We start from the raw sequence: 18382 nt of genomic DNA, 5'->3' as shown, positions 1-18382 counted from the left end.
CCTGATCCCGAGACTATGCACCAGAACAAGCACCCTTTAAGCCACAATAACCGGTTGGAGCTGCTGGCTCCGGCCAAGAACCTCGCCTACGGCATAGAAGCCATCAACCATGGTGCCGATGCCGTCTACATGGGTGGCCCTGCCTTCGGCGCCCGCAGTGCGGCGGGCAACTCCATCGAGGATATCGAGGCGCTGGCGCGCCACGCCCACCGTTTCGGTGCCCAGGTCTTTGTCGCCTTCAATACTTTGCTGCACGATCACGAGCTGGAGCAGGCCCGGCGGCTGACCCACCAGATCTACGAAGCCGGTGCCGATGCGCTGATTGTGCAGGATATGGGGCTGCTGGCGCTGGATTTGCCACCTATTGCGCTCCATGCCAGTACCCAGACCGACAACCGCACGCCGGAGAAGGTGAAGTTTCTGCAGGATGTGGGTTTCTCTCAGGTGGTGCTGGCGCGCGAACTGTCCCTTGCGCAGATCCGCGAGATCAGCGCGGCGACCAATGTGCAGCTGGAGTTCTTTATCCACGGCGCGCTCTGTGTCTCCTACAGCGGCCAGTGCAACATCAGCCATGCCCGTACCGGCCGCAGCGCCAACCGTGGCGAGTGTGCCCAGCTCTGCCGTCTGCCCTGCTCGCTGCAAAAGCCGGATGGCGAAGTGCTGGTGGCCGACAGCCACCTGTTGTCCCTCAAGGATATGGATCAGACCGACAACCTGGAGGCCTTGATCGAGGCGGGGATCCGCTCCTTCAAGATTGAAGGGCGACTCAAGGGGCTCGACTACGTCAAGAACGTTACCGCCTGGTATCGGCAGAAGCTGGACGCCATTCTGGATAGTCGCTCCGATCTGGTGGCCGCCTCTGCTGGCCGTTGCAGCTACAGCTTCACGCCTGACCCCAAAAAGAGCTTCAACCGCGGCAGCACCGACTACTTCCTCCATGGTCGCCAGCAGGGGATCGACTCCACCAAGAGCCCGAAATATGTGGGCGAACCGCTGGGGCGGGTTACCAGGGTGACCCGTGACGGTATCGAGATTGATGGCAAACAGGTCACCCTCAACAACGGCGACGGTTTGGGCTTCTTCAAGCCGAACAACGAGCTGGTGGGGATGCGCCTCAACAAGGTCGAAGGTAAGCAGTTACTCCTGTCAGAACGCATGCCGGGGCTAAAGGTGGGGACCGAAATCTACCGCAACCACGATCAGGCGTTCAGCAAGATGCTGGAGAAGGCGAGCGCGGATCGCCGCATCCGGGTCGATATGGTGCTGGCAGAGTGCGATGAGGGCGTGAGCCTCACGCTCACCGACGAACAAGGCATCAGCGCCGCGGTGACACTTCCCTGTGACAAACAGCCTGCCGACAACCCGGAGCGGGCGCTGCAACAGGCGCGGGATCAGCTTGGTAAACTCGGCAATACCCTGTTTGTGGCGCGCAAGATTGAGTTGGCATTCACTCACCCGCTGTTTATCGCTGCATCACAGCTCAACGGTTTGCGCCGGGATGGCATCGCCGCGCTAGAGGCGGCGCGGGTGGCCAGCTACCAGCGCCCCGAGCGACGGATCGCCCTGCGGGATATCAACTATCCCCAGCACCGTCTCTCCTACCTTGGCAACGTGCTGAACAGCGCCGCCGAGCAGTTCTTCCGCGAACACGGGGTGGAGCGCATCGCTCCCGCCTATGAGGCGAACAAGGAGGAGCGGGAAGTGGTGCTGATGATCACCAAGCATTGCATCCGCTACAGCCAGAACCTCTGCCCGAACGAGGTGCCCGGTCTCAAGGCCGAGCCGCTGGAACTCAAGATGGGTAAAGACACCTTCCGCCTGCGTTTTGACTGCAACCGCTGCGAAATGCATGTGATGGGCAGCCTGAAACGCTGAGCAATGAGCCCCTTTCTCCGTCCGGAAAGGGGCAGTTTTTTATCGCAGGTTCTCTGCCTACCCTCCTTTAATTGCCCCTCTCCAGCGCCAGCAGTGCTTTTTTGATCTCCAATCCCCCCGCATAGCCGGTCAGGCTGCCGTTTTGGCCGATCACCCGATGGCAGGGGACGATGATCGAGAGCGGATTGCGGCCATTCGCCGCGCCCACAGCCCGCACCGCCTCTGGCTTGCCGATGGCGCGGGCAATATCGCTGTAGCTGCGGGTCTCGCCATAGGGGATGTCGCACAGCGCTTGCCACACCGCCTGCTGAAAGGCGGTGCCACGGGCGGCAAGGGACAGGGAGAAGCGCTGCAAGCGACCGGCAAAATAGGCGTCAAATTCGGCGAGGAAGGGAGCCAGCTCTTCGTGATCTTGCTGCCAGCCACTCATATCGGGCAGTGCCCGCAGGCCCGCCACAAAGTCCACGTGCACCAGACCAGATTCATTGATGGCGACCAGCAGATCGCTGCAGCGGGTCGGCAGGATATCGTAGCGGATCATGGGGTTATCTCCTGTTGTTGGCTATCCTGCTGGTTTTTGTTGCCAGTGGCACGGAGTAGCAAATCGGGCGCTTCACTCATGGCATGCCACAGCCAGCTGGCCGCATAGCTGCGCCACGGCTGCCATGCTGCGCTTTGCGCCAACACCTCTTTTACCGGCAGCTTGGTGCCGCCGCCGAGTGCCTTTTGCAGCACCAGATCGGAAGCGGGGAAGGCATCGGTATCCAGCCCGCAGCGCAGCCGCCAGTAAGAGACCGTCCACGGGCCTATGCCCGGCAGCGCCAGCAACTGCTCGTCACTGGCTGTCGTGAGGGTCAGCTCGCCGCTGGCCAGCGCCTGTGCCACGCCGCGCAGGGTACGAATGCGGCTGCCGGGCATGCCGATACCGTCGAGATCGAGTTCGCACAACTGGGCGGGGGGCGGCAGTTGCGCCATCCCGAATTGCGCCTCGGTGCGAGCCACCAGCCGCCCGAGTATGGTGATGGCCCCCTTGACCGAGACCTGCTGGCCGACGATGGCGCGCAGCATCACCTCGTACTCGTCCCAGCCACCCGGCAGCCGTACGCCGGGCCAGCGCGCCAGCAAGCGGGAGAGCAGAGGATCCTGAGCGAGCAGATCGCCGATCCGCTGCATATCGGCATCGAGATCCCACATCCTGCGCACCCGATAGAGCAGATCGGGCAGCGCCGCGAGCGGCAGATTATGAACGGTGAGTTGCAGGCTGTGCCCCTTGCCCTGCGCGATGCGCACCAGCGCGACCTGATTACCGACCTGGTAGCGCCGCTCATACACCTCGCCATCTACCCGCTCCAGCCCGGGGATCGCACGCAGCCGGTAGAACGCCAGCATGGCCGCCACATCATATGGGGGGCGGTAGGGCAACTGCAGCGTCAGCGTTGCGCCGCGCGGCTCCGAGCCTATGTGCTCTGGCGCGTCACCGTGCTGCTCCTGCTGGCGCAGGGAGCGCGGGGCCAGTCCGTAGGCGTTGAGCCAAGCATCATTGAAGCGGCGGATGCTGGCAAAGCCGGCGGCAAACGCGATGTCGGTAATGGGCAGCCCTGTTTCGGTCAGCAGCCGTTTCGCGAGCAGCAGGCGGCGCGTCTGCTCCACCTGTTTTGGTGAGGCGCCGAGATGTTGCTCGAACTGGCGGCGCAGGGTGCGTTCGCTGATCCCTGCCTCAGTGGCCAGTTTGGCGAGCGTGCCCTCCGCCAGCTCTCCGCGATCGATGCGTGCCAGCAGACGTGCCAGTTCAACCGGCAGATCGCCACGGGCGGCGGGGGCCAGCTCAGGGCGGCAGCGCAGGCAGGGTCGCAGCCCATACTGCTCGGCGGCCGCGGCGCTTTGGAAGTAGCGCACATTGTGCTCGTGCGGTGGCCGTGCCGGGCAGACAGGCCGGCAGTAGATGCCGGTCGAGAGCACGCCGGTAAAGAAGCGGCCATCGAAGCGAGCATCGCGGGCGAGCCGTGCGGCGTGACACTGTTCGCGGCTGAGGGTGTTGATCACCTCATCCGGTGACGACTCAGGGCTTGGCTTTGCATTCATGGTGTTGGCGGCGTTGCTGGAATAGATGGCAAGAGAGTAAGGGGGCTCGGGGGCCATGACTAGCCAGAAACGGACAGGGATAGCAAAAATTGGCCGAAGTTTTTTTACTCTTTCGTTGCACGGTTGGGTTTCACTCTTCGCTCCGTTGTTGTCCATTTGGCAAGGCTCGGCAGAAGAGCTCATAACGGATGGGGTCGGAGGCTCGATTGGCCTAGCTTTATTTGCTTAGCGAGATTAGTGGCGGCGAAAACTGCTTATAAATTAATAACAGATCACATAATTATCTTTTTTACATTGAATGTGGTGATTTTGTGTTGTTCAATTGAGTCAGTTAATTTTTTGTGATTATTAAGTCATCACATCTGCGGCCCAAGGCCGACCAATAACAACACTTGCCAAGGATGATAAGTGAACGACTGTAAGGCATGGCCCCATTGCCGGGGGTTTAGTCTGATCGAGTTGTTGATTGCCATGACGGTTGTCAGCATTCTCGCGGCCATCGCGTTGCCAGCGTATCAGGGTTATCTGCAACAGGGACGTCGTTACGAAGCACAGCAGCAATTGCTGGAGCAGGCGCTCGCCCTCGAACGTATCTATACCCAACAGGGCCGTTATCCCGACACGTTTGCCACCCCTTCCAACACGGATTTTTACCAGTTCAGCTACAGCCAGCAAGATGCTGGCGACTATCTGCTCAAAGCCATTCCAACGACGCGACAACAGGATGAGTGCGGCACTCTGACGCTCGATCAGACCGGTTATCGCGCGGCCAATCGTCATGACTGCTGGGGATCATAAGATGAACGAGCGCGGATTTACCCTGATTGAGTTGATGATCACGGTCGGCATTGCCGCCATCTTGCTGCTGGTTGCAGTGCCCTCCATGAGTCAGCGCCTCGCGGCCGAACGACTCGATCGCAGTGCGACCGAGCTCGCGTCAGCCTACCGCTTTGCCCGCAGCGAAGCGGTCAAGCTGACCCTGCCGGTGGTACTGCAGGGCACCGAGAACGGTGGCTGGGAGGTGATGGCTGACAGCAAGTTGCTGCGTCAGGCGGCAGCACCTGCTGGCGGCGTGGTGATCAAGCCGTTTGACCCCATCAAGATCGCGCCAACCGGCAGTAGCAGCCACGCCGAGATCACTCTGGCCAATCGCCTCGGAGATCAGCGCGTGCTCTGTGTGGCGCCGAGCGGCCAGCTGCTGCACGGGAGCTGCTCATGAGACACACCGCGCCTGCTCGCCAGCAGGGTTTCAATCTGGTGGAGATCATGGTCTCCATGGTGTTGGCGGTGATGGTATTTCTCGGTCTCGCCAAGGGGCAGGTGGTCTCGTTGCAGCAGGCGCACTATAGCCTGCAGAGTACGTTGGCCACGATTGAGGCGAGCAACAGTGTGGAGCAGATCTGGGGTTCGCTGTGTGAAGTACAGCGCAAGCCGGAGCGGTTCACCCAGGGCGATTTTCTTGCCCGCTTCACCCTGCACGAGGGCCACCAGCTGGTGCTGCCTAGTCGCTACAGCGACCACTTTGTGGTCGCCATCGAGTGGCGTGATGCGCGGATCTCCGGTGCCAGGCGGGTTGAGCTGAACGCAGGATTTCCGCCACTATGCTGAACGTTCCCTTCCGACAGCGAGGTGTCAGTCTCGTCGAGCTGATGATCTCCATGGTGCTCGGTCTGATGCTGATGCTGGCTATTTTTGCCGGTTACGTGCCTATCAAGAGCACGGTTGAGCAGAGCAAGGCGCTGGAGCAGGCGAACGAAGTGCTGCGCTTTGCCACTCTCACCTTTACCAACAGCGTCAAGCAGGCGGATCAGCTGATAGCGGTCACCCCTGATCGCCTGACGCTGGCTTTCAAGGTAGAGGGGGGCAGTCCGGTGCTCTCCTGCCTTGGCAACCAGAAAACCGCCGATTTTACCGAGCAGTACCGCTTCACGCCGCCGGTACTCAGTTGCGATGACGGGGATGGCCCGCGCCTGTTGCTGGCCCATCTTCAGGATCTTGAATTCGGCCAGCAGGGGGCGCTGGTCAATATCCGCATCTTGCCCGAAGGGCTGCCGAGCTATCTGGCGCCTGGGGTAGAGGTGCAGGTGGCACGCCGCAAGGCGGTCTGGGCGGCAGCACTGGCCACATCCGGTGCAGGGGGAGCAGGATGAACAAGGGATTGCAGGGGCAGCGAGGAGCCGTATTGCTGGTGGTGCTGGTGGTGAGCCTGCTGTCGAGCCTGCTGGTGTTTACCAGCATTCAGGAGAACCAGCTGCAAACCCGCTTGAGCGGCAATTTTCACAAGAAGATCAATGCACAGCTCAGTGCCGAGCAGGGGATGAACGACAGTTATCGCGCCCTGCATCAGGCGCTCGGCTCCGAACCACGGATAGAGTGGGATCAACTGGTGCAGAAGGTGCCAGGCAAGGGGGAAGGGGCCATGGCGGGCAGCCGCTTTCGCATCGATCAGCTGGATGCTTCTACAGGCAGCAAACTGGCGTTGCAGAGCCATGGCCGTTATCTGGAGGGCAATGCCAGTCTCAACGCGCTGTTTGCCCTCAAGCGCGAGCCCGGCAATCTCATCTTTCAGGATTCGGTAGTGGCATGCGAAGGGCTAAGCCTTTCCGGTAGCGGTTTTATCGACAGCTATGATTCGCGCAAGGGAGCGTACAAGGAGTCTGTTTCCGGGACCCTTAATCAGGGGCAGAACGCCAAGGTGGCGACCGTCAGCGACAAGGCCAATGTGGTGCTCGCCGGGCACTCCCCCATCTGGGGTGATGTGCGGGCGACCGGCTCGGTGACCTTGAAAGGTTCTTCACCTGTTGCGGGTAATGTACTTGCTGGCGGCGATATCACCATTTCTCCCTCTGATGGGGTCGTCAGGGTTGAGGGCAGCGTGAACGGGAGTGGAAATTTTGCCTTGCAAGGGGGGCATATTGCCGGAGCTGTTGCGATCAATGGGGATGTTTCTATGGGTCATGGCACCAGCATTGCTGGCGACAAGTTGAACTATGGTGGGAACGGGGCATTCCTTGATGCCAAGCATCAGAAGTATCTGGAGCCCCAATACCGAACTCATCCCAAGCTACCGCCTGTTGCCGGGCAGGTGTGTGACCCGCTCAATGTGGCCGCGCTGCCCAAATCGTTCCCCCCTGCAACATTGCCCATCAATGGCCCGCTGACGCTCGGGGCCACCCAGCAGATGGTGCTGACCACGGATCCTGCCACCGGCTCGGTCACCAGCAGCAACCAGCAAAAGCCCGGGCTGCCGTTCCCCGGCAAGGGGGAGCTGTTTGGCAAGGAACAGACCATTTACAAGCTCGACAGCCTCAATATGGGGGCCGATGCCAGTCTCACCATCAAGGGGGATGTGGTGCTGCTGATCGACAAGGATTTCACCATGACAGGCAGCAACAAGTTGACGGTGAGCGAGGGGAGCAGCCTGACCCTGATCGTCAGCGGTAAGGTCGATCTTGGGGCCGGTGCCGAGGTGACGGCAGCCAAACAGGGGCTGACCGCTGGCGGTACGCCCGCTATCTCTATCTATTCCGCGTATAGCGGCAAGGATGGGGTCAAGCTGTCGGGCAATACGCCGCTCTATGCCGCTCTCTATGCCCCGCTCACCGAGATGAAGATCAGCGGAAGTGGCGGTCTGTACGGGGCGGTGCGGGCAAAACACTTGACCGAGAGTGGCGCGGGCGGTGTGCACTATGACGAGGCGCTGGGCATGGCAGATCTGGGGGACGATCAGGGGCCGCCTCCGACGTTGGCACTGCGGCAGTGGCACTTTGTGCAGTGAGGCTGGCGAGCCGCTAAAAAGGATCGAATGGGGCGCGCAACTGTGAGAAGGTGGAGATCTGTCCACCCAGTCGTTCACTGTTGAGGAGTGCTCCATGCCAGGCCCAGCTCGTGCCGGTGCCCTGATCTATGCCAAGGATCCGGGCCTGCTGACCCACTTTTACCGTACATTGCTGCAGATGGTGGTCTGCAGTCAGGATGAGCAGTTGGTGGTGCTGGAAAACAGCGATATCCAGCTGCTGATCCACGCCATTCCCGAGCCTTATACCGGGCAAGTTGTTATCAAGCGGCCGCCGGAATTGCGGGAAGAGGGGGCCATCAAGCTGTTCTTCACCGTCTCCAGCCTCGCCTGGGCAGAAGCGAAGGCGGCGGATCTCGGCGGCGGCCTGCTGCCACAGCAGTGGACGGGGCCCGGCTTTGTGGTGCGCAACGCCTTCGACCCTGAGGGCAATATCCTGCAACTGCGCGAGTTGCTGGGTTCCCCTGATCCTCTCTGAATTTTCTCTTTTTACAGCATGGTTGTGGCGGCGTGCTGTGCCATGCACCGCCATAAAAACGGGGCCCTGTAGTGGTCAACTAAAAGGGCCCCGTCTTTTGTTACCCGTGTAGCAAGCATCACTTCAGATAACGCTGTTCCAGATGCTGGCGCAGCCAGTGCGGGTTGAGCGCTTCACCGGTGGCGCGGCGCACCAGCTCGTCGGTGCTGTGCAGGCTCCCCTGTGACCAGATCTGGCGCCCGAGCCAGCCGAAGATCTCCGGCAAGCGACCCGCCGCGATCACCTCCCCCATGCTGCCCAGCTCTTTTTCGAGGGCAAAACGCAGCTGGGCGGCATACATGGCGCCCAGGGTGTAGCTCGGGAAGTAGCCGAACGAGCCGTCGGTCCAGTGAATATCCTGCATGCAGCCATTGCGGTAGTTGCCCTTGGTGGAGAGCCCCAGCCACTGCTGCATCTTGGCGTCCCACAGCTCGGGGATGTCGGCCACCTCGATCTTCCCTTCCACCAGATCGCGCTCCAGCTCGTAGCGCAGGATAACGTGGGCCGGATAGGTCACCTCGTCCGCATCGACCCGGATAAAGCCCGGCTCGACCCGGCTGTAGAGCTTGGCCAGATTGTCCGGCGCAAACGCCGCCTGCTCGCCGAAGTGGTGACGAATGCGTGGTGCCAGCAGCGCGAGGAAGGCCGGATGATGCCCCAGCTGCATCTCGCAAAACAGGCTCTGGCTCTCGTGGATCGCCATGGAGCGGGCCTCGGCCACCGGCTGACCCAGCAGATGGCGCGGCAGCCCCTGCTCGTAACGGGCGTGACCGGTCTCGTGCACTATGCCCATCAGGCTGGAGACAAACTCCTGCTCGTTATAGCGGGTGGTGATCCGCACGTCGGTCGGCACGCCGCCACAGAAGGGGTGACTGCTCACATCGAGCCGGCCGTGGGCGAAATCAAAGCCGAGCAGTCCCATCACCTCCTGACCGAGCGCTTGCTGGGTCGGGATGGGGAAGGGGCCTTGCGGCAGCAACAAGGCATCGCCCTTTTGTTGTTCACTCACGGTCAGGATAAGATCCGGCAACCAGCTGGCGAGATCGCCGAAGATTTGATCAAGTCGTGTGCTGGTCATGCCCGGCTCATAGAGGGCCAGCATGGCGTCGTAGGGGCGCACGCCAAGCGCATCGGCCCGCAGCTGCGCTACTTCACGGGAGAGTTTCACCACCTCCTCGAGATTGGGAGCAAAACCGGCCCAGTCGTTGTTCTTGCGCTGGCTGCGCCAGGCGTGCTCGCACTTGCTGCCGGCGAGCGACAGCGCTTCGACCAGCTCACCGGGCAGCAGGCTGGCATCTTGCCACTGGCGCTTGATCTCGCCGAGGTTGGCACGTTGCACTTCATCGAGCGGCTCACTCTCGGCCTTGGCAATCCAGTCGCCCAGCTCGGGAGCGGTGCGCTTCTGGTGGATCAGCAGACCGAGTTCGGCCATCGCTTCGGCGCGGGCATCGTTGCCCCCTTCCGGCATCATGGCCGCCTGATCCCAGCCGCAGATGGCGGCGAGGTGGCTAAAGCGGTGGATCTGCTGCTGATGTTGTTCAAGCTTTTGATATGACATGGGATTGTCCTTGTTATCGTCCCTGATGGTATGCCGCCCCGTACCTGGCATGATCGGGGCCGTTCGATGCTAACACCGCCGCTGCATCGTTGACCACCTTAGCGCAGGTGGGCCAAAGGCGTGGTGGCGAGCGGCGGATTAGCCGAGCCGCTTCTGGTGCCGTTCGCGGTTTTCTGCTTTTTTGCGTTCGCTTTTACGCAGCAGCACGTATAGAGCACCGCTGCCGCCGTGGCGACGCTCGGCGCTGTGGATCGCCATGACGGCGGGCAGTTGCGGCAACCAGGCGCTGACATAGCTTTTCAGCAGGGCGCGCGGGGTGCTGCGCTCCCCCTTGCCATGCAGGATAAGCAGGCAGCGGATATCCCGGACTTCACAATCCGCAATGAACTGCACCAGCGTCTGGCGCGCTTCGTTGAGGGTTTTCTGGTGCAAGTCCAGGCTCGCCTGCAGCTCGTATTTGCCGAGCCGCAGCTTCTTGTAGACCCCCTCCTGCACCCCATCACGCTTGAAGCCGACGATTTCGTGCGGATCGCGCATCTCGATGGCCTCCATGGTGAGGTGGTCGAGGGCGAGTTGCTCGGCGGTGGCAGCCTGACGGCGAGCGAGCTGCGCCTCGGTCGGGGCGGATTTGGCCGCATGGGGATGGATATTGTCGCTGCGAATGGGCCGCACGTCGGCCACTTCATTCATGAATAGCGAGAGTTCGTCGTTATGAGACACGGCAGGCTCCCCATAAGAAAAAGTGGGGGCCATTATAACGGCCGCAACCGGCACAGAAAACGGGGAAAGGGGCAGGGGGGATAAGGGAGGGCCGGCATGGACACTGGTGCATCCTGTCCCGGGAATCACAGTCGCGAACCATAAAACAGCACAGGCGGTCAGTGTGAACTGCCGCCTGTGGTCAGAGGATTATTTTCCCTCTTTGGGCTGTTGAGAATGGGGTTGCTGTGAATGAGGCGGTTGCGAGTGCATCACCTTGTAGATGAAGTAGGCCGCGTAAGAGCTGATGAGCAAGAAGGTGCCGATTATCACCAGCATCGACATCAATCCCACGCTGTTGCCAAACATCAGGTCCAGCCAAAAGTCCATTTTATTGCTCCTGTCACCCGGTTGATGACAGGCATGATAAATACCTCTTTGCCCCGTCCGGGATGATCCCGATCAACTCCCTTTCAGGTTGTTTAATAACCAGTTCGTTCTGTGATCGTTCTCACTGGACTCTTTGTTCTTGAGCTTGTGCCGGGCTAGGGGTGGTGAGTGGAGTAATGTGCCACCCCTGCTGCTCCAGCAGCGCCAGCAAACCCTGTTCGCCGTAAAGGTGCAGGGCGCCTACCACGATAAAGCTCTCGTTGGGCAGGGTGGACCATTTCTTCAGCCAGTTGTGGTTGCGCTCGGCCAGCAGGGTCTGCTCCATCCAGCTCTGTAGCGCGGGGGGAGCCATCTCCTCCTTGAGCAGATTGATCAGCGTCGCCTCATCCCCTTGCTGCCACGCCTTCATCACGGCGGCGAAACCTGTCTCCAGCATTGGCAGCTCATCCAGGGTACTGGCAAGCATCAGGGTCTGGTTGTCACCCACGCTGGCCAGATAACCGAGCTGCTCCAGCAGGGTTTCAAAACCCACTACCGGTTTGCCCTCTTTGGCAGCCCGGGTGGCAAAGTGCTGGTCTATCCCGAGCTCACTCTTGAAGTCGGAGCGGGCCATGGCGGCCTGGGTCAGGGTAATGGCGGCAAACCAGGGGCGCAGGGTGGCGAGGGTAGCCTCGTCGATGCCATAGCGGGCGCCCGCCATCAGGGTCCGTTGATAGAGTTCGGCAGGCAGATGATCCTTGAGCGGCTTGCCATCCACCAGTCGGGTGAGGGAGCTGGTCTGTTGCCACTGATCCGGCGTGATGCTGTTCATGTCCACCTCCATCACCAGAGCGCGACTCTGCAGCCAGGCACGCTCCACCGGCTCGGGCAGAGGATAGAGTGAAGGCTTGCCCGCATGGATGGAGCCCAGCAGCCAGTGTTGCTGGTTGCCCTTGCTCACCCGATAGAAGGCGGGATCGGCAAAGGCGTGCAGCGGTAGCAGCAGGCAGAGCAGGAAGGCAAAGAGGGTGCGATGAAATCTCATGGGGATCCTTAATATGCGCCGGGTGACTTCTCTTGCTGACAATAACTCCTATGATAAGTCCTCATTTCAGATAACCAAGAGGTTTGCCATGCCCCATCTTCGTTTTCGCGCCGTGACGCTCGATACCCTGCAACAGGTGAGCGGCCCGCTGCTGGCCGACCTTTGCGAGCTGACCGGCGGCAAGCCGGAGTTTGTCACCATGGAGCGGATTGATAGCTGCTGGATACGCAACGGCGAGCCAGAGGCGGGTTTTCCGTTTGTCGAGCTGCACTGGTTCGAGCGGCCACAAGAGATGCAGGACGCCGCCGCGCGCCTTATCACGCGCCATTTGAAGCAGGTGTTGGGGGAGCAGACTTATGTGGTGGTGCAGGTGATTCCCTTGGTCAAGAGCGCCTACTACAGCAATGGCGAGCACTATTGAAGAGAGGGTAAAACCAGGTTGGTGATGCCGCTATACAGCTAGCCCAATCCGGGCGGCAGGATGTTTGCCGCCCATCACGGGATCAGGCCGATTTGGCCAGCAGTTTGTCGAGCCAGCGAGTGGGCAATACCCTTCGCAAGAAGGCAAACAGCCGGGTTGGAGTGGTCACCGGATAGCGCGCCTTGGGATGGGCGTGGGTCAGCGCATGGAGCAGCGGCGGGATGCAGGCTTCGCTGGAGAGGGTAAAGCCGCTGGTGGCCCCCTCTTTTTCCAGCCGCGTCAGGGTCTGACGGTAGGCCGACTGATGACGGCTCTGGGCCGGATCGATGTGGCGCAAGAAGGCGCTGCGGGCATTGGCACGAAAACGGGTATCGATAGGACCCGGTTCAATCAGGCTGATATGTACCCCGCTGCCCGCCAGTTCGAGGCGCAGGGTGTCACTATAGCCTTCCAGCGCAAATTTGCTGGCGTTGTAGGCGCCGCGATACTTCATGGCAACCAGCCCCAGTACCGAGCTGTTCTGTACTATCCGACCCTCTTTGGCCTCCAGCATCGGCGGCAGCACCTGACGGATCAGATGGTGCCAGCCAAACAGGTTGGTATTGAACTGCTCCCTGAGCGCCTCGGTGGGCAGATCTTCCAGCGCCCCGGGTTGGCCATAAGCGCCGTTGTTGAACAGGCCATAGAGGCGCCCGCCTGCCAGATGGAGCGCCGCACTGGCACCCAGCTCGATGGAAGCAGGGTCCGCCAGATCCAGTTGTACCGCCAGCAATCCCTGTTGTTGCAGACGGGCCACATCTTCCGCCTTGCGCGCCGAGGCGATCACGGTAAAACCGTGCTGCCCGAGCGCCAGTGCGGCAGTGAGGCCAATACCGCTGGAACAACCGGTGATCAGAACAAAACGGGGCATGATGGCGTCCTTGTGACTGTTGACAAAGCGTACTGGCAGGTGAGTGGATAAAACCCTTATCCGGCTCGCATGTTAGCCTGCCAACCGGCAAAAAGAAAACCGGGCCAAGTGGCCCGGTTTGCTGACATCGTCTTGCCTGATTACATGAAGGTAAGCGGCATGATGATGTGGAACTTGACGTCGTGCTCGGAGGCGAAGATGTTGGGGTAATCGGTCCAACCGCCGCCCTGGCTGATGTCGTTGTTGTAGTCGGTGTAGTGCAGTTTGAACAGGGTGCCTTTCAGCTTGCCATCCTGCACGGTATAGGTGACATCGAAGTTGGCTGCCCATTCGGTATCTTCACCGTTGGCTGCTTTCTTGCCTTGACCGGTTTCGATATCCCAACCGTAAGCACCGGATACACCGACGGACCAGCCAGGAGCACCAACCAGATCATCCAGAGAGCGGGTTACACCGAAGAACAGCGCTTTTTCGTTGTTGGCGTTCCAATCGGAGCGGGAATCCCACCAAATTTCGTTGGCGCCCTGGGAGTTGGCGTAGCCACGGGTCAGGCGAGGCAGGTAGTTACCTTCCGCACCTTCAGCCTTGGTCCACAGACCTTCCAGACGGAAGCCGTAAGGGCCCATGCCCCAGGCGGCTGTCAGAGCTTGTTGCCATGCCAGACCGTCATAAGTTTCGATCTGGGAAGCGCCCTTGGTGTAGGTCTCGGTCTCGGAACCGTAGAACTGGTAGCTGGTGGAGAGGCCGCCCAGTACGTCAAACTTGTGAGCCAGTTTGAAGTGGTAGCTATCCATGTAGCCTTCGGACTGACCGAAAGAACCGGTCACAGCAGTGCCATTTTCGAAGGTGTAACGGGCTGCGATACCGTGGATGTAGTCGATGACGTTTTCATCAGCGAACGGATCCATCCACGCTTTGGCACGGGAGAAGACCTGAGTCTCTTTGTACCAGGGGGCCTTGTACTCGTCAGCGATGGCGTAGGTCAGGTAGAGGCCGCCGAAGTTACCTTCGACTTGACCACCACGATAGGTACCCGGCTGATAAGACCAGTTAACACCGATTTGGCCAGGGACATACAGCTGGGTATAACCACCCTTGGCAGTGATGCCGCCGTCCAGGAATTTCAGCTTCATCGCTGCGTTGGAGAGGCTGAAACCACCTTCAGGGGAGCCATCTTTGGCGTTGTTGCCCCAGGTGCGGCCAGCGAAGGAGAATTCGTTCTCCTGGTTGACCGGGTGATTTTCGGTAACGGCCAGGTCATAAGCACCGAAGCCGCCCAGATCCAGACCTACTGTGTCCCAGGCATAACCGGAGTTGAAGTTAAGAGCGGCTTGAACGGTGGCATGGCTCAGGTTGGACTGGTACTTGCCTTCTTTCTTGGCGGCAGTCGGGTCACCATCGATGCGCTGACGATCACGCTGGAAGTAGAACAGACCACCGGTCAGTTTGGAGTCTTTCACGAAGGTTTCATAGGATTGGCCGTAATCCGGACTCATCATATCCTGAGCTGCCAACGCCATACCGGGGGCGACCAGAGCGGCTACCACAGCGGCACTCAAAGCGGCGCGCTTGAAGATCACTTTTTCCATTTTATTGCTCCTGATTTTATGGACTTAGCTTTTTTCCGGCAGTTGGCATCAGGCCTACCGCTCGGTATTGGCATTGCAATCAAAACCCCGAAGGGCAAAAAAATCTTCTCTCGGTTACCTGCAAACCCGGATGTCTTGGCACATCTCGTCGTTGGCAGTCCTGATCATCACATGTTGTTTTTTTGTGTTCCGATTCTTGGCTACCGGACAACTCCAAGAGTACGTTCGCGGTGCGAAATATCAATGAAAAGTTCCCTCAACATTTCAAAAGTATGACCGAGTGCAAATAATCATGGGCAAGGTTGTAAACAGCCTCATGGCAGGTATCACGGTGATGAGAGCGTTTTCTTGAGGCTGTAGCCAGCGCCAGCGCGGGTTTTCATCCGATACGGGTGAAGAGGGGTCAGTTAACCTGCCGGTAACAGATAATTTTGTGCTACAAAAAAACTTTCCCTCTGGTTGAGGGAAAGTGATCTGGTGGGATGCGGCGCGAATAGGGGTCAGCCTTGCTGACCAAGGATCCGGGGGATCTGTTGCGCCTGATGATGGATATGGGATGAGACCTGTACAGAGAGCTGACTCACCTGACGGGCATGCTGATGAATACGGGCGATCAAATCGGCAAAACTGGCCAGCTTGTGTTCCTGACTTTTGGCGTTGTCGGCGCCCTGCAGGGCGATCACTGCGGTGTTGCGGGCGATCTCCCGCACCGCCTGGGTGGTCTGGCGCAGTTGTTCAGCCTGCGCCCGCTGGCGGCTTGACTCGCTGGTGATCCGGTTCAGCACGGCACCAAGCTGTTCACCGGATTGGGTCAGACGTCCCAGAATATCGGTGATCTGGTTGAGGGACTGCTGGGTATTGGCCGAGAGATGGCGCACTTCATCGGCGACCACCGCAAAGCCGCGTCCCTGTTCCCCTGCGCGAGCCGCCTCGATGGCGGCGTTGAGGGCCAGCAAGTTGGTCTGCTGAGCGATATGACCGATCACATCGACAATGGCCGTTACATCGGCAACCGAGCGGGTGAGTGCTTGCAGCGCCTCATCGCTCTCGTCAATCGCCAGTCCGGTCTGATGAGTGGCGTGCAGCATGCTACCCACCAGATCTTCGCTCTGGCTCATCGCCTGTTCGTTATTGTGGGCATGCCGGGCGATGTCGGCGGCGACCTGATGGACCTCTCCGGCCAGCTGGTTCAGCTCATCCATCATCTGGCCGCTCTCGTCGACCACCTGTTCGGTAGTGCGGGTGCTGTGGTGGATCTCGTCAACCTGACTGACCATCCCTTGCAGACTGAGGGATACCGCTGACAGCTGTCCCTCTTTTTGTTGCTGGTCCTGGTGCAGGCGACCGATTAGCCGGTTGTAGCTGGCAACAATATCGGTCAGCTCGTTGCGATCGTGCCCGGCAGGCAACGGCTCGGCCTGCCCCGTCTGATCGAGCTGCAGAAAGGCTCCGCGCAGTCGCAACAAGGGGGCGAGCAGCCAGCGTCGTTGCACCAGCGCAAACAGCAGGGCAACCACCACTAGGCAGAGCGCCAGCGTGCCGATGATGGTGGCCAGCTCCTGATTGACGGCTTGCCGCTCGCGGGCAAGTTGTTCCCCCATCTGTCTGGTCGCTTGCAACATCGCCATGATGTCTTGCTGCACGGTCTGGCGGCCAGCCTGTTGCTGTTGTAGCGCCGTGCGGCTGTTGGCCAGCTCCTGCGGATAGCGGCCCAGCAACGAGCGTAATTCACTGCGCGGTTGATCCCCCAGCTCCTTTCGCACCGGCTCCCCCAGAGTGAACTCATCGGCGGGCGCCTCTTCATACAGACCGAGCAGCGGCAAGGCTTGCAGCGCTTGCGCCTGTTTTTGCAGTGCCTCCAGCTCGAAGCGGATCCCTTCGAGCAGCTTCTCATTGCCTTGCTCCATATAGCTTTGGCGCAAATGGGCGAGGCGCGGCAGGCCCGCCAGGATCTCGGCTGCACCGCGGCGATATTGTTGTGCCGCAGCAGATTGTTCCGTGCTGGCGCCTTGCTCCCCATAGCGGATCAGTGCCATGGCCTGGCTGCCCAGTTCACTCTCCGCATGTTGCAGCAACAGCTGGCTGTTGCCCGAGAGCTTGCCTGCGGCCTGATAGTCGTGAGCGATGCGCTGCGCCATCTGTTCGAGTTGCTGTTTGAGCGGGGCCGCCACGGCATCATCCTGAGCGGCCAGCGAGGAGAGCGCTTGCTGGCGGATCTTCTCTGCCGCGGTCAGTTGCTGCGGATCGCCGCTGTTGAGGTAGTCACGCAGACTGTTTTGCAGGGTAATGGTCACCAGTTGTTGCAGCGTTTCGTGCTGGCGCTGGGCTTGACTGGTACGGGCAAGCTGTTGCCAGCCGTGGTAGAGAGCCAGTGCCTGTCCTCCCGCGACCAGTAGCAGAACCAGGGAGGAGAGGGAGGCGTAGTGGGCGATTTTCACGGGGTTATTCCTGTCAGCGCAGACCATGGGGGAGCATGGCCCGAGCCTAAACAGGGATGATGGCGCTTTTATGACAAGGCGGGTCAAGTGGCCCCATGTTGCCGATTTAACTGGATGAGGAAGCCTGCGCGCTATTACGTTGGCCCAGCATACCGAGCAGGGCGCCGCCCATAATAAGTGCTCCGGCCAGAAGATGGCGCGGGGTGAGCGCTTCACCATTGAGCAACACCAGCAGCAAGGTGCTCAGCAGCGGTGTCAGGTAGGCAAGCGCCCCGATCCGGCGAGGATCGCCGTCTCGCAGTGCAAGATACCAAGTAACGAAGGCCGCCCCCATGGGGCCCAGCGCCAGCCCGATGATGAGGAGCCAGTCACTGGTGGGGAGCTGCGCGAGCGGCAGAGGCCCTTCGAGCAGACGGGCAAGCAGCAGCGCCAGCAAACCTGCGGGCAGGCAGGCTGCCGCAGTGACAACGGCGGGGGCTGGCGGCAGACGGCGTGATAATACCGAGTAGGCTCCCCAGACGACTGCCGCGCCCAGTGCCAGCAGGTATCCCGGCAGATAGGCCTGCTGCAGTTGCAGCTCGCCATTGACCATCACCAGCATGGAGCCCGCGAGACCAAAGGCGCCAGCCAGCAGGTGACGGGCATGGAGTGGATGGCCTGGCAACAACAGCGGGGTGAACAGAATGATGCAGAGCGGCCAGAGGTAGTTGATGAGGTTTGCTTCCAGCACCGGGGCATGACGAAAGCTCATAAAGAGCAGCAGATGGTAGAGCAGCAATGCCGCAACCGTCACCAGCCAGGTAATCGGACGAGCACGCCATTGGCGCCAGAACGGCAAGGCCCCGACCCCGCAGAAAAACAGCACCAGCCCGACCAGTACCAGCGGTGACACGCTGGTGACTCGTGACGTCAGCGCCGCCAGCGAGGCCCACAGCACAATGGTCAGCAAGGCAAAACCGGTGGATCTATCCCACCAGGAACAACCGGACATCCAACACTCCTTTGCAAGATGAAGCAGCTGGCTTTGCTCGAAGGCTCAGCCAAAGAGAAGCAGTCTATCAGAGAGAGGGCATATGCCGAATG

At 60.3% G+C, this 18382-nt stretch carries 18 protein-coding genes; 8 read left to right on the top strand and 10 right to left on the bottom strand.

Annotation, left to right across the window (positions count from 1 at the left end; all coding sequences use genetic code 11):
• The first annotated feature begins 15 nt into the window (after window positions 1-15).
• The gene (locus tag G5154_RS15375) at window positions 16-1875 is read left to right on the top strand and encodes a U32 family peptidase (protein ID WP_337073531.1); all 1860 of its coding nucleotides are present in this window, start codon (window positions 16-18) and stop codon (window positions 1873-1875) included.
• Between the two features lie 67 nt (window positions 1876-1942).
• On the opposite strand, the gene G5154_RS15370 is transcribed toward G5154_RS15375, so the two are convergent.
• Window positions 1943-2416 (bottom strand): methylated-DNA--[protein]-cysteine S-methyltransferase, encoded by a 474-nt coding sequence (locus G5154_RS15370; protein ID WP_227341259.1) that lies wholly within the window; start codon window positions 2414-2416, stop codon window positions 1943-1945.
• Window positions 2413-3957 carry an AlkA N-terminal domain-containing protein gene (locus G5154_RS15365; RefSeq protein ID WP_337073565.1) on the bottom strand — a complete coding sequence of 515 codons (1545 nt, stop codon included), beginning with the start codon at window positions 3955-3957 and terminating at the stop codon, window positions 2413-2415. The genes G5154_RS15370 and G5154_RS15365 overlap by 4 nt, the downstream gene beginning before the upstream one ends.
• A 408-nt stretch (window positions 3958-4365) precedes the next feature.
• On the opposite strand from G5154_RS15365, the gene G5154_RS15360 reads away from it, so the two are divergent.
• The 6 genes from G5154_RS15360 (at window position 4366) to G5154_RS15335 (ending at window position 8231) form a co-directional block, all read left to right on the top strand.
• Window positions 4366-4755 carry a type IV pilin protein gene (locus G5154_RS15360; protein ID WP_005343572.1) on the top strand — a complete coding sequence of 130 codons (390 nt, stop codon included), beginning with the start codon at window positions 4366-4368 and terminating at the stop codon, window positions 4753-4755.
• A 1-nt stretch (window position 4756) separates the two neighbouring features.
• Window positions 4757-5176 carry a GspH/FimT family pseudopilin gene (locus G5154_RS15355; protein ID WP_337073529.1) on the top strand — a complete coding sequence of 140 codons (420 nt, stop codon included), beginning with the start codon at window positions 4757-4759 and terminating at the stop codon, window positions 5174-5176.
• Window positions 5173-5565, top strand: coding sequence for a type IV pilus modification PilV family protein (locus G5154_RS15350; protein WP_159143122.1), 393 nt, complete (start codon window positions 5173-5175; stop codon window positions 5563-5565). The genes G5154_RS15355 and G5154_RS15350 overlap by 4 nt, the downstream gene beginning before the upstream one ends.
• The gene (locus G5154_RS15345; protein ID WP_216979366.1) at window positions 5559-6107 is read left to right on the top strand and encodes a PilW family protein; all 549 of its coding nucleotides are present in this window, start codon (window positions 5559-5561) and stop codon (window positions 6105-6107) included. The genes G5154_RS15350 and G5154_RS15345 overlap by 7 nt, the downstream gene beginning before the upstream one ends.
• Window positions 6104-7735, top strand: coding sequence for a DUF7305 domain-containing protein (locus G5154_RS15340; protein ID WP_337073528.1), 1632 nt, complete (start codon window positions 6104-6106; stop codon window positions 7733-7735). The genes G5154_RS15345 and G5154_RS15340 overlap by 4 nt, the downstream gene beginning before the upstream one ends.
• 94 nt (window positions 7736-7829) lie before the next feature.
• Window positions 7830-8231: a VOC family protein gene (locus tag G5154_RS15335; RefSeq protein WP_159143128.1), complete on the top strand. Its 402-nt coding sequence runs from the start codon at window positions 7830-7832 to the stop codon at window positions 8229-8231.
• A 118-nt stretch (window positions 8232-8349) separates the two neighbouring features.
• On the opposite strand, the gene G5154_RS15330 is transcribed toward G5154_RS15335, so the two are convergent.
• The 4 genes from G5154_RS15330 to G5154_RS15315 form a co-directional block, all read right to left on the bottom strand.
• Entirely contained in the window at window positions 8350-9828 is a 1479-nt protein-coding gene (locus G5154_RS15330) for a carboxypeptidase M32 (protein WP_201944365.1), read from the bottom strand.
• A gap of 138 nt (window positions 9829-9966) precedes the next feature.
• A complete protein-coding gene (smrA, locus tag G5154_RS15325) occupies window positions 9967-10548 on the bottom strand; it encodes a DNA endonuclease SmrA (RefSeq protein ID WP_005338734.1) in 582 nt (193 codons plus the stop codon).
• 189 nt (window positions 10549-10737) lie between these two features.
• On the bottom strand, window positions 10738-10917 hold the full coding sequence (locus G5154_RS15320; RefSeq protein WP_005338733.1) for a DUF3149 domain-containing protein: 180 nt from the start codon (window positions 10915-10917) through the stop codon (window positions 10738-10740).
• A gap of 121 nt (window positions 10918-11038) precedes the next feature.
• On the bottom strand, window positions 11039-11941 hold the full coding sequence (locus G5154_RS15315; RefSeq protein ID WP_421251338.1) for a TraB/GumN family protein: 903 nt from the start codon (window positions 11939-11941) through the stop codon (window positions 11039-11041).
• Window positions 11942-12029: 88 nt separating this feature from the next.
• Here G5154_RS15315 and G5154_RS15310 point away from each other — a divergent pair, with 88 nt between their 5' ends.
• Window positions 12030-12362, top strand: coding sequence for a DUF1904 family protein (locus G5154_RS15310; RefSeq protein ID WP_139739995.1), 333 nt, complete (start codon window positions 12030-12032; stop codon window positions 12360-12362).
• An 82-nt stretch (window positions 12363-12444) separates the two neighbouring features.
• On the opposite strand, the gene G5154_RS15305 is transcribed toward G5154_RS15310, so the two are convergent.
• The 4 genes from G5154_RS15305 to G5154_RS15290 form a co-directional block, all read right to left on the bottom strand.
• The gene (locus G5154_RS15305) at window positions 12445-13272 is read right to left on the bottom strand and encodes an SDR family oxidoreductase (protein ID WP_421251337.1); all 828 of its coding nucleotides are present in this window, start codon (window positions 13270-13272) and stop codon (window positions 12445-12447) included.
• 140 nt (window positions 13273-13412) lie between these two features.
• Window positions 13413-14861, bottom strand: a complete 1449-nt coding sequence (locus tag G5154_RS15300) for an OprD family outer membrane porin (RefSeq protein ID WP_005343605.1) — start codon at window positions 14859-14861, stop codon at window positions 13413-13415.
• A 500-nt stretch (window positions 14862-15361) separates the two neighbouring features.
• Window positions 15362-17299, bottom strand: coding sequence for a methyl-accepting chemotaxis protein (locus G5154_RS15295; RefSeq protein ID WP_421251336.1), 1938 nt, complete (start codon window positions 17297-17299; stop codon window positions 15362-15364).
• 106 nt (window positions 17300-17405) lie between these two features.
• Window positions 17406-18290: a DMT family transporter gene (locus G5154_RS15290; RefSeq protein WP_337073524.1), complete on the bottom strand. Its 885-nt coding sequence runs from the start codon at window positions 18288-18290 to the stop codon at window positions 17406-17408.
• Between the last annotated feature and the right edge of the window lie 92 nt (window positions 18291-18382).

Origin of the sequence: Aeromonas sp. 600527, from assembly GCF_049175415.1 — a bacterium.
In the GTDB taxonomy this organism is placed as follows: domain Bacteria; phylum Pseudomonadota; class Gammaproteobacteria; order Enterobacterales; family Aeromonadaceae; genus Aeromonas; species Aeromonas veronii_A.
Note: the sequence above shows the minus strand (reverse complement) of the source record. Positions and strands in the feature narration are given on the sequence as shown.